Annotated in this window: 11 protein-coding genes; 7 read left to right on the top strand and 4 right to left on the bottom strand. The window is 61.3% G+C overall.

Going from position 1 to position 10,604, the window contains the following annotated elements; all coding sequences use genetic code 11:
• The 4 genes from VMR39_RS07595 to VMR39_RS07610 form a co-directional block, all read right to left on the bottom strand.
• On the bottom strand, nucleotides 1-311 hold a 311-nt coding region (locus VMR39_RS07595), incomplete at its 3' end, for a Rieske 2Fe-2S domain-containing protein (protein ID WP_325415367.1).
• A gap of 18 nt (nucleotides 312-329) precedes the next feature.
• On the bottom strand, nucleotides 330-1,106 hold the full coding sequence (locus VMR39_RS07600; protein WP_325415368.1) for an SDR family NAD(P)-dependent oxidoreductase: 777 nt from the start codon (nucleotides 1,104-1,106) through the stop codon (nucleotides 330-332).
• Nucleotides 1,107-1,121: 15 nt separating this feature from the next.
• Nucleotides 1,122-1,649, bottom strand: a complete 528-nt coding sequence (locus VMR39_RS07605) for a nuclear transport factor 2 family protein (RefSeq protein ID WP_325415369.1) — start codon at nucleotides 1,647-1,649, stop codon at nucleotides 1,122-1,124.
• Nucleotides 1,642-3,018 carry an aromatic ring-hydroxylating dioxygenase subunit alpha gene (locus VMR39_RS07610; protein ID WP_325415370.1) on the bottom strand — a complete coding sequence of 459 codons (1,377 nt, stop codon included), beginning with the start codon at nucleotides 3,016-3,018 and terminating at the stop codon, nucleotides 1,642-1,644. Before VMR39_RS07610 ends, VMR39_RS07605 begins: the two co-directional genes overlap by 8 nt.
• 267 nt (nucleotides 3,019-3,285) lie before the next feature.
• Here VMR39_RS07610 and VMR39_RS07615 point away from each other — a divergent pair, with 267 nt between their 5' ends.
• The 7 genes from VMR39_RS07615 (at nucleotide 3,286) to VMR39_RS07645 (ending at nucleotide 10,341) form a co-directional block, all read left to right on the top strand.
• Complete coding sequence (locus VMR39_RS07615; protein ID WP_325415371.1) at nucleotides 3,286-5,034, top strand: FAD-dependent oxidoreductase; 1,749 nt, start codon at nucleotides 3,286-3,288, stop codon at nucleotides 5,032-5,034.
• Between the two features lie 279 nt (nucleotides 5,035-5,313).
• Nucleotides 5,314-6,222 carry a cytochrome c oxidase subunit II gene (locus VMR39_RS07620; protein WP_325415372.1) on the top strand — a complete coding sequence of 303 codons (909 nt, stop codon included), beginning with the start codon at nucleotides 5,314-5,316 and terminating at the stop codon, nucleotides 6,220-6,222.
• Complete coding sequence (locus tag VMR39_RS07625; RefSeq protein ID WP_325415373.1) at nucleotides 6,222-7,940, top strand: cytochrome c oxidase subunit I; 1,719 nt, start codon at nucleotides 6,222-6,224, stop codon at nucleotides 7,938-7,940. The genes VMR39_RS07620 and VMR39_RS07625 overlap by 1 nt, the downstream gene beginning before the upstream one ends.
• Nucleotides 7,937-8,545, top strand: a complete 609-nt coding sequence (locus tag VMR39_RS07630) for a heme-copper oxidase subunit III (protein ID WP_325415374.1) — start codon at nucleotides 7,937-7,939, stop codon at nucleotides 8,543-8,545. Before VMR39_RS07625 ends, VMR39_RS07630 begins: the two co-directional genes overlap by 4 nt.
• 27 nt (nucleotides 8,546-8,572) lie before the next feature.
• Complete coding sequence (locus VMR39_RS07635) at nucleotides 8,573-9,268, top strand: heme-copper oxidase subunit III family protein (protein WP_325415375.1); 696 nt, start codon at nucleotides 8,573-8,575, stop codon at nucleotides 9,266-9,268.
• Nucleotides 9,269-9,273: 5 nt separating this feature from the next.
• On the top strand, nucleotides 9,274-9,651 hold the full coding sequence (locus tag VMR39_RS07640; RefSeq protein ID WP_325415376.1) for a cytochrome C oxidase subunit IV family protein: 378 nt from the start codon (nucleotides 9,274-9,276) through the stop codon (nucleotides 9,649-9,651).
• A gap of 39 nt (nucleotides 9,652-9,690) precedes the next feature.
• Nucleotides 9,691-10,341, top strand: coding sequence for a cytochrome c family protein (locus tag VMR39_RS07645; RefSeq protein WP_325415377.1), 651 nt, complete (start codon nucleotides 9,691-9,693; stop codon nucleotides 10,339-10,341).
• The last annotated feature ends 263 nt before the right edge of the window (nucleotides 10,342-10,604 follow it).

Consider the following 10,604-nt stretch of genomic DNA (forward strand, 5'->3'; position numbering starts at 1 on the left):
ACCAGCATCATGCCGCGATGCGGGCAGACATTGTAAAAGCAGCGGATATTCTCATCCTTGCCACGCACTGCCAATATGACTTCCTGGCCGAACTCCATGGTGACATAGTCGCCGACTTTCCGAAGCTGCTCCTCCAGCGCAACGACCTGCCACGTCTTCGTCCACATGCCTTCCCATTCGCGCTTCCAGAAATCGCGGTCGAAATAGCGTGACGGGTTGATCGGCGCGTCGCCCAGTGCGGGTTCCGCCGCCTTGCTCGCGTCGATGCCGATGCGACGGGCAGGCGCGTCCTGAATGTCGATATCGCTCATGGCTACCCTGCTTTCCGTTCAGACGAAGTCGCTGGCGACGGGCAGGCGGCGCAGGTGTGCGCCGCCGCTGACGCGGATCGTGTCACCGGTGGCGATGCAATCGTCGCTGGCCAGCCACAGGGCGGCAGCGGCGACGTCGTCAACGGTGGACAGCCTGCCGATCGGGATTTCCCGCTGGAAGGCGCCCACGACCTTTTCATCAGCGAAATAGGCGGCGGTCATCGGCGTGCTGGTCAGGCCCGGCGCCAGCGAGTTCACGCGAATGCCGCGATCGCCATATTCGACCGCCGCGACCTTCACGACCTTGTCGGCGGCCGCCTTGCTGCCGGCATAGGCGGCAAGACGCGGCGTGGTGAGTTCCGCCGTAACGCTGGACATGGTGATGATCGATCCGCCATTTGGCATGGATTCGGCCACTTCCTTGATGAACAGCGCGGTGCCGATGAAGTGAATGCGCGCCTGGAACAGCAGGGCGTCCGCCGTTTCCTCCGAAAGCGGTGCGTTGCGGTTGACGCCCGCAGCGTTGATCGCGACGTCGATGCCGCCGCCCAGCAGGCCGGCGGCTTCCTTGACGCCGTCATGGATCGACTGTTCGTCAAGAATGTCGACCCTCACGATGCCCACCGCCTTGCAATTCTCGGCGACGGCCTGCGCAGCCGGAATGTCGGGCGAACCGAGCGCGATGGTGGCACCTTGGTCCCGGAACAGTCCGGCGATCGCCGCGGCAATGCCGCCGGGCGCCCCCGCGCCCAGGATGAACACCCGCTTGCCGTTCAGTCGCTTGCCTTCGCTCATCTTCTTCCTACCCTTCTAATTGTTCAGTGCTGCCCGGTGGGCGTAAATCGGGTCGCCTTTGCCGCGTTCGCCGAAGACGCGCGGACTGCCCGGCGTCCGATCCCAATTGTCGGTTCGGTCGAGATTGGCGTTCCAATCATAGACGGCGTGGCGATGGCTGATCTTCCACACGCCCTCGCGGCGCTCGAACCGGTCGAGATAACGACCCGCTGCGATCATGCGGACGGGCTTCCCATCCGCGTTCGTCAAATCATGATTGGCCATGAAACAGGATTCCCCGACGGCGCGGTCGCCCGCCACGTCGATCAGCACATTGCCGATGAGATGCTGCGTGCGCTCCATGGTCGGCAGCAGTCCTACGACCCAATCGACGAACTCGATCGCGGTCCCCTTGAACCCGCCATGATCGTCGGTTGCGTCGGGGTGAAAGACCGACAGCAATATCGTCTTGTCGCACCGGTCCAGCCCACGGGCGAGCCTGTAGACCAGCTCGGTGCAGGCCTGCTTCGCCAGCAATATATCGAGAGCGTCCTGGTCAGACATTGCCGCCCTCATGCGCCAGATATTTGTCGAGCGTATGCTGGAAATGACGTACGCGGCTTTCCTGATAATGCGCCAACCGCAATCGGCCCGTCTTGGAGGCCTTCATGCCCGCCTGTACTTCCGGCAGATTGTTCATGTCCTGCTCCAGCACATTGCCGAGCTGGCCCAGATAATCGGCATAGCTTCCGCCTTCGGGCACCAGGATCATCTCTGGATGTGGAGCGGTTTCCCCCGGCTTAAGTCGTCCGAGCAGGCGCACCTCCATCAGCGTATGGTCCTGATCCGGCCATGGACGCCAGCGATAGACCACCGTTGGCTGAAACCCGCCCCAGGGCGAGAAGTTCGGGAATACATTGTAGGTCAGCGCATCCTGCACTTCGGAATCGCTTGCCTCGTCCAGATCACGGCCGAACACCTTGCCAAACCGCTTGCGGTTATGATCGCCCATGGAGGCGCGTGCTGTGCGCCCTTCCTCCACCGTCAGCTTCATGCCCGGTTCGACGACGCGGCCATTATATTTCAGGAAATTGTCGATGATGTCCTGCTCAGTCGCCTCGCCCTCGATCTGCGGCGACAGGACGCCGAATGGAGTGATCGCCAGATTCACATGATCGCCCCACATCATATATTTGCTGTTGGCATCACCCGTGAAGGGCATGATCTGCGGATGGGTGGCGGACACATGATAGGCCTCCATGAAGGCTTCCGCGCAGGCCTTCCAATTGGCTTTGATGACCTTGCCGACCCAGGCGGTGGTATAGGCGTCCTCATGCCGCCAGCGGGCGAAATGATCGGGCAGGGGAGCCAAATATTCCTCAAGGCTGGGTCCGCCCTCATTCTCCTTGATGAAGATATAGCCGCCCCAGATGCCGACCTGCGCTTGCGGCAGCGTGACGTCTGCGTCGCGCATGCCGGGAAAGTCCCAGCGGCACGGGACGTTCTTCAGATTGCCGTCCGTTTTCCAGGCAAAGCCATGATAGGGGCATGTGAAATCCGCCGCCCAGCCGCTTTCGGTCCGCAGCTTGCGGCCGCGATGCAGGCAGACATTGTGAAAGGCGCGGACGGAACCGTCATCCTGCCGCACGACCAGATAGGAGCGGCCGACATTCTCGTAGAGGACATAGTCGCCCGGTTCCGGCATTTCCTCGACGCGGGCGGCGAACTGCCACACATCCGGCCACATCTTCTCGCATTCGCGCGCAAAGAAGTCCGAAGAGACATAGCGATCGACAGACAGCATTTCGTCGCCAAAATCCTGCCACGAATCGCCCTTCAGAAATTCGGGCACGGGCCTGCTATCGCGTTCGGCCAGCTCATCCCATGAAGGTCCGGGCGCTTCGGACAATTTTGGACCGTCATAGTCGGCCACGATCGCTCTCCCATTCTTTTGAACGTAGCGCAGGATACTGCTCGGATGCGCAAAATACAAGCCATGTGGACTTTTTTATGATCGGGTGGCCGGTTTATGCGGTTTGCTGTCGTCCATGTGTCACCAATCTGTATAGCGCGTGCTAAAATTTAAAAGGGGGCATTGCCATTTGATGTACTCAACCATATTCAAGGCCATATGACCTGTTTTGACAGGCGGCCCCGGCCGTGCCTCTGCCGGCCGATGCGTGTAGCGATGGAGAGTGGCGTGACCGGCAAAGCGAACCAACTGAGCGGCGACTTGGCGTGCGACGTGCTGGTGATCGGCAGTGGCGGGGGCGCGCTGACGGCTGCCATCACGGCGCGCAAGGCGGGCATGAATGTGATCGTGGCGGAAAAGCAGGATGTATTCGGCGGCACCACGGCGACATCGGGCGGCATGCTCTGGATTCCGGGCAATCATCACGCTCCTGCGATCGAACAGCGGCTGGGCGAGCCTGACAGCCCGGAAAAGGTGCGCACCTATATTCTTGAGGAAGCGGGCAATTATGCCGAGATCGACCGGATCGACGCCTTCCTGAAATATGGTCCGGAAATGATCGCATTTCTGGAGCGGGAAACCCACGTCAAGTTCAACGGGATGGAATATCCCGACTATTACTTCAAGAATCCCAACGCAGCCAAGACTCGTTCGCTGATCGCGGCCGAGTATGACGCGAAAAAGCTGGGCAAGCATTTCAAGGAACTGAAGCGCCAGCTGCCGCAGTTGCTGTTCCTGGGCTTTGCCATCGGCTCCTCGGTCGAAATGCAGCAATTCTTCAAGGCCGGCCGCTCGCCCAAGGCTTTTGTGGCGGTCGCGGGCAAAATGGCGCTGCACCTCGTCCATACCGCCATCTATGGCGGCGCGCGTCGCGTGGTGCGCGGCGGCGCGTTGATCACGCGCCTTGCGCAGAGTTGTTTCGAACTCGATATTCCTATCCTCCTCAATGCCCCGGCGAAGAGCCTGATCAAGGAAGGCGGCGTGGTGCGCGGCGCAATGATCGATGGCCCCAGCGGATCGCGACGGATCATGGCGAAACATGCCGTGATCCTGGGCAGCGGTGGCTTTCCCTGGAGCAAGGAACGTCGCGCGCAATCCTATCCCGCCAATGTCGATGCCACGCCCCATTCGGTCGCCAACCCCGGCAATGTCGGCGATGGCGCGCGCATGGCGGAGGACGTGGGCGGCGTCTTTGGCAACGATGTCTCCAACGCCGGCGCATGGATGCCTACCTCCGTCCAGCCCGACATTGAGGGGCCCAAAGGCGTCTGGCCGCATCTGGTCGACCGGCTGAAGCCCGGCTTCATCTGCGTCACCCGCCATGGCAAGCGCTTCGGCAACGAAAGCTGCGCCTATTCCAGCTTCGTCCCCCAGATCATCGAGGCGACGCGCGGCGACACATCCGGCTATGTCTGGCTTCTGGGCGATAAGGCTGCAATCGACAAATGGGGCATGGGCCGCGTCCGTCCCAAGCCGAGCCCGCGCAAACATTATCTCAAGAACGGCTATCTGATCGAAGCGCCCACGGTCGCCGCGCTGGCAGAGAAGATCGGCGTCGACGCCAGGGCATTGGTGGAGACGGTGGATCGCTTCAACAGCTTCGCCAAACAAGGCCTCGACCCCGATTTCCAGCGCGGTCAGGACGATTATGACGCCTATCAGGGCGATGACGAGAATAAGTGGCCCAATCCCTGCCTCGGCCCGCTTGAAAAAGGCCCCTATTACGCGATCAAGATGTTCGCGGGCGAAATCGGTACTTTTGCGGGCATCAATGTCGACAAGTTCGCACGCGTGGTGGACGAAGGCGGAAAGCCTATCGAAGGTCTTTATGCGGTCGGCAACGACCAGAAGAATGTCTTCGGCGGCTCCTATCCCGGCGCCGGTGCGACGCTGGGGCCGAGCCTGACCTTCGGCTATGTCGCAGGCCTTCACGCATCCGGCCAGATCGAGGAGGAAAAACAGCGTAGCGCGGCGTGAACGGATACCACCGCCGTTAAGTCGTCAAGGCGGTGCGGAGCCGACTGTGCATGGCGGTGGCTATGAAGCCGACAATGTTGCGCTGCATCATTGCTGGTCGGAATAGTGAAGGTGGAACAGGTTGCTATCGCTTGTGAAAGGTGTTGGCGAAGCAAAACCCGTTCAACACTTTTCCAAAACGAAATTTTTCTTTAGATTGTCGACCACGGTATTTCGGGAGCGACTCGAAGGCCCGGTAAAAATGGTTGCGAGCCGCTCACCTTCGAAGGGAGAGAGCCTGTGCCCATTGCGGTCGCCATCGCCGTGCTGGTGTTGGGTTCGGTCGCATTTCATCTGTTCAGTCCTTGGTGGCGCACGCCGCTTGCCTCCAACTGGAGCGCGATCGACTCCGCACTCGACGTGACCCTGTGGATCTGCGCTGCGGCTTTCGTGCTGCTCAACCTCTTCATGGCCTGGGCGCTCGTCCGCTACCGGCACCGGCCGGGCCATCGCGCCCATTATGAGCCGGAAAATTCCTCGCTGGAGAAAAGGCTGACATTCTGGACGGCGATCGGCGTCATCGGTTTGCTCGCGCCGGGATTGGCCGCCTGGGGCAAATATGTCTCCGTTCCGCAGGAAGCCGCCATTGTCGAGGCGGTTGGCCAGCAATGGCAATGGGCGTTCCGCTATCCCGGCCCCGATGGCGTGCTGGGCGCTGCGGCCGTCAAATATGTGACTCCGGACAATGTGCTGGGCCTCGATCCGCTCGACCCCTTCGGCCGGGACGACCTGCTGGTCGAAGCGGGCGACCTACACCTGCCGGTCGGCAAACCGGTGAAGCTGGTGCTGCGCTCGAAGGATGTGCTGCACGATTTCTACGTGCCGGAGTTTCGGGCCAAGATGGATCTGGTGCCCGGCATCGTAACCTATTTCTGGATGACGCCGACGAAGACCGGGACGTTCGACATTCTCTGCGCCGAACTGTGCGGTACCGGCCATCATGAGATGCGCGGCAAGGTAGTCGTGGACTCGCCTGCGGCCTTCGCCAACTGGCAGGCGCAACAGGTGAGCTTCGGCCAGATATTGGCGGATGCGCCACCCGCCGCGCTCTCTGCAATGCTTGTCAGAGCCAGCGCCTGCTCCGTGCCGGGTCAGGCGATCACCAGCGCATTCCCCACGGCAAATGACATCATCAGGAGCGCCCGCTAATGGCTACCACCCTGGCCGACGATTTGCGCCCGCTGCACCATCCCCACAGCTGGGTCACGCGCTATGTCTGGAGCCAGGATCACAAGGTCATCGCCATCCAATATAGCTGCACCGCAATCTCGATCGGGCTGGTGGCGCTGGTGTTGTCGGCGCTGATGCGGCTGCAACTCGGCTTTCCGGGCGCCTTTCCGTCGATCCAGCCGGACAACTATCTGCAATTCGTTTCGATGCACGGCATGATCATGGTCGTCTATCTGCTGACCGCCTTGCTGCTGGGTGGCTTTGGCAATTATCTGATTCCGCTGATGATCGGCGCGCGGGACATGGTGTTCCCCTTCGTCAACATGCTGAGCTACTGGCTTTACCTGCTGTCGGTGATCGTGCTGGTGACGGGCTTCTTCGTTCCCGGCGGTCCTACGGGGGCGGGATGGACGCTCTATCCTCCACAGGCCATTTCCGAAGGCACGCCCGGCCATCAATGGGGCATCGTCACGATGCTGGTCAGCCTCGCCATCTTCGTCGTGGCCTTCACCATGGGTGGCCTCAACTATGTGACGACCGTGCTACAGGCGCGAACGAAGGGCATGACGCTGATGCGGATGCCATTGTCGGTCTGGGGCATCTTCACCGCCTCGGTCATGGGCCTGCTCGCCTTTCCCGCGCTGTTCGTCGCAGCGATCATGATGCTGTTCGATCATCTGGCGGGCACCAGTTTCTTCATGCCGACGATGCAATCCATGGGCCGCATCACCCCGACAGAAGGGGGAAGTCCGCTGCTGTTTCAGCACCTCTTCTGGTTTTTCGGCCATCCCGAAGTCTATATCGTCGCGCTCCCCGCCTTCGGCATCGTGTCGGACCTGATCAGCGTCCATGCGCGGCGCAACATCTTTGGCTATCGTATGATGGTCTGGGCGATCGTCATCATCGGAGCGCTCAGCTTCGTCGTTTGGGCGCATCATATGTATGTGTCGGGCATGAACCCTTATTTCGGGTTCTTTTTCGCGACGTCGACACTGGTCATCGCCGTCCCGACCGCGATCAAGGTCTATAACTGGCTGCTGACGCTATGGCGCGGCGACATCCATCTGCGCGTGCCGATGCTGTTCGCCATCGCCTTCATCTTTACCTTTATCCATGGCGGGCTGTCGGGCCTGTTTCTGGGCAATGTCAGCGTCGACGTGCCGCTGTCCGACACCTTCTTCGTCGTCGCCCATTTCCATATGGTCATGGGCGTGTCGCCGGTGCTGGTGATCTTCGGCGCAATCTATCACTGGTATCCCAAGATTTTCGGGCGGATGTGGAACGACACGCTGGGCAAGCTTCATTTCTGGATCACCTTCCTGGGTGTCTATGCGATCTTCCTGCCGATGCATTATCTGGGCATATTGGGCGTGCCGCGCCGCTATTATGCGCTAGGCGACACCGCCTTCATCCCGCAGTCGGTCCATCTCGCCAATGAATGGATCAGCATCGCGGCGCTGATCGTGTTCGCGGCGCAGGGGCTGTTCTTCTTCAACATGATCTGGAGCCTGTTCCGCGGGCCGAAAGCCGATCCCAATCCCTGGGGCGCGGCGAGCTTGGAATGGCTGACGCCCGATACGCCGCCCGCCCATGGCAATTGGGGCGCGAAGCTGCCGGTCGTCTATCGCTGGGCTTATGATTACAGCGTGCCGGGCGCGCCGCGCGACTTCATCCCCCAAACGGAACCGCGCGCATGAGCATCCTGGCGCGCCTCACAGAGAAAAGCTGGGACGCATCGAGCGACAGCGAAATAGAGAGCAAGACCGATCGTCCATCAGCGGGCGCGGTCGGCCTGACTGTCTATTTCGCTGTCGCGCTGGTGATGTTCTCGCTGCTGACGGCGGCTTATCTCATGCGCATGGGGTTGCACGCCGCGATGGGCCATGGAGGCGACGACTGGGTATCGATGCCCGATCCGCCCCTGTTGTGGATCAACAGCGCGATCCTGATCGGCAGCAGTCTCGCCTGGGAAGTCGCCCGGCGCGCGGCCTTGCGCGATGGGCAGCAGCGGATGGTGAAAGCGTCCGTGGCGGGCGCCGCACTGGGCCTCTGCTTCCTCATTGGGCAATGGCTGCTCTGGCGCCATTATCAGGCGGCGGGCTACTATCTGTCCACCAATCCGGCCAATGCCTTCTTCTATCTGCTGACCGCGCTCCACGGCTGCCACATCATCGGCGGGCTGGTCGCCATCGGCCCGGCATTGGTGACCCGCAACCTGCGCCATGTCCGCCTATGTGCGGTCTATTGGCATTTCCTGCTGCTCGTCTGGCTGCTGCTGGCCGGGCTGCTCGTATCGACGTGAACTTTTTCAGCATGGGACAATATCGCCATGTCTCAAACGGTGCCGGACAGACGGGATAGGGAGGTCATAGCCCCGACCCTGCGCGAGATCGCGGCCGACTGGTCCGCCGATCAGGAAGTCTTTCGCCATACCCATTGGGGCAAGGCGATGATGTGGATCTTCCTGCTGTCCGACACCTTCATCTTCTCCTGCTTCCTCACCGGTTATATGACCATCCGGTCTTCGGCCGTTCTGCCCTGGCCAAATACGGCCGAGGTGTTCGCACTGGTGATCGGCGGCCAGAAAATCCCGCTGATCCTGATCGCGATCATGACCTTCGTGCTCATCAGTTCCAGCGGCACCATGGCGATGGCGGTCAACTTCGGCTATCGCCGCGACCGGCGAAAGACCGCTGTCCTGATGCTGCTGACCGCCCTGTTCGGCGCGAGTTTCGTCGGTATGCAGGCGTTCGAATGGACGAAATTGATCGTCGAGGAAGGGGTGCGCCCCTGGAGCAACCCGATGGGCGCGCCGCAGTTCGGCGCGACTTTCTTCATGATCACCGGCTTCCACGGCCTGCATGTCAGCTGCGGCGTCGTCCTCCTGCTGATCATCGCCTCCAAGGTCGCGCGCGGTCATTATGACCGATCGGGCGACTATAGCGCGGTCGAGATCGCCGGCCTCTACTGGCATTTCGTCGACCTCGTCTGGGTCTTCATCTTCGCTTTCTTCTATCTCTGGTGATCGCCATGCCGCACGATGTTCCTGTTCCGCAGACGCAGATCGTTCCCGACGGCCAGCCCGCGCAGCCGGAAGAGCATGGCCAGCATCCGATCAGCCTCTACCTCAAGGTCTGGGGTTATCTCTTCCTGCTCAGCACCCTGTCCTATCTGGTCGATTACATGCATGTGCAGGGTATCTTCCGCTGGACGCTGATCATCCTGTTCATGCTGCTCAAGGCCGGCCTGATCCTGTCGATCTTCATGCATCTGGCCTGGGAAAGGCTATCGCTGATCTATGCGATACTGGTGCCGCCATTGGTGCTGTTGGTGCTGGTACGGATCATGTCGATCGAGGCGGACTATGCCTATTGGACCCGCGCGATCTTCATGGGCGGGGGAGGCTGAACCATGGATCGGATGCGATGGCTGGCCACAGGACTATGCGTGGCAGGAGCCGCCGGGACGCTATGGAGCCTAAGCTGGTTTGCGGGGCAGCTTTACCCGGAAGCAAAGCCGGGCAAGCTGGCCTATGCCCCCGCGGATGCGATGCCACCCCGCGTCGACATGGCGGCCGTGCAACGGGACTGGCCGGCAAGCCTCCTCGCGCCGGGCGAGGGCAACAGGCTGATCGCCTACCGTCAGGATATGCAGGGCAAGGCGCCCGTGGCGACGGCAGGGGCCGCAGGGGCCGCCGCTGCCCCGCAAGCGGATCTGGGCACTCTGCTTGCTGGCGCGGATGCCAATGCGGGAAAGGCCAAGGCGCAATTGTGCCTGAGCTGCCACGACCTGAATCAGGACGGCCCCAATCGCATCGGTCCCAATCTCTGGGGCGTGGTCGGTCGCCCCGTCGCGACCCATGCCGGCTTCGCCTACTCACCAGCGATGAAGGGGCATGGTGGTGATTGGAGCTATGAAAGCCTTTTCGCCTTCCTCGCCTCGCCTGCCCGCGACGTGCCGGGAACGAAGATGAGTTTCGCTGGCCTGCGCCGCCCGGAGGATCGGGCCGCCGTGATCAAATATCTCGCGACGCTTGGCAATGGCGCACCGACTCTGCCAACGCCCAAGCCTGCGACACGCAGCGAAAGCGCCCGGTAAAGCCAGAGCATCTGAAGTCGGCTGGAACAGCCGACGGCCCGCAGAATGCGGTAATCAAAAGACTATAGAGCCGTAAACGATTAACCTAATCGTTCACGGCTCTAGGATGCTTCACCGGGCGAGCAGGCTCAACGAACGACGGCGCAGGTGTAGAGGTGCCAGGTGGCGTAGCCCAGCACTGGCAATGTGACAGCCAGACCGACCAGCCCCGGCAGCGCGCCCAGGAACAGCAGAGCCACCACGATCAGGCCCCATGCGGCGAC

It is taken from the genome of Sphingobium sp. (assembly GCF_035511395.1).
Lineage (GTDB): Bacteria > Pseudomonadota > Alphaproteobacteria > Sphingomonadales > Sphingomonadaceae > Sphingobium.

What these genes read in the sequence shown, in the direction of transcription:
- VMR39_RS07600 (WP_325415368.1), bottom strand. Translation starts at nt 1,106, where the DNA reads ATGAGCGAAGGCAAGCGACTGAACGGCAAGCGGGTGTTCATCCTGGGC.
- VMR39_RS07605 (WP_325415369.1), bottom strand. Translation starts at nt 1,649, where the DNA reads ATGTCTGACCAGGACGCTCTCGATATATTGCTGGCGAAGCAGGCCTGC.
- VMR39_RS07625 (WP_325415373.1), top strand. Translation starts at nt 6,222, where the DNA reads ATGGCTACCACCCTGGCCGACGATTTGCGCCCGCTGCACCATCCCCAC.
- VMR39_RS07630 (WP_325415374.1), top strand. Translation starts at nt 7,937, where the DNA reads ATGAGCATCCTGGCGCGCCTCACAGAGAAAAGCTGGGACGCATCGAGC.
- VMR39_RS07635 (WP_325415375.1), top strand. Translation starts at nt 8,573, where the DNA reads ATGTCTCAAACGGTGCCGGACAGACGGGATAGGGAGGTCATAGCCCCG.
- VMR39_RS07640 (WP_325415376.1), top strand. Translation starts at nt 9,274, where the DNA reads ATGCCGCACGATGTTCCTGTTCCGCAGACGCAGATCGTTCCCGACGGC.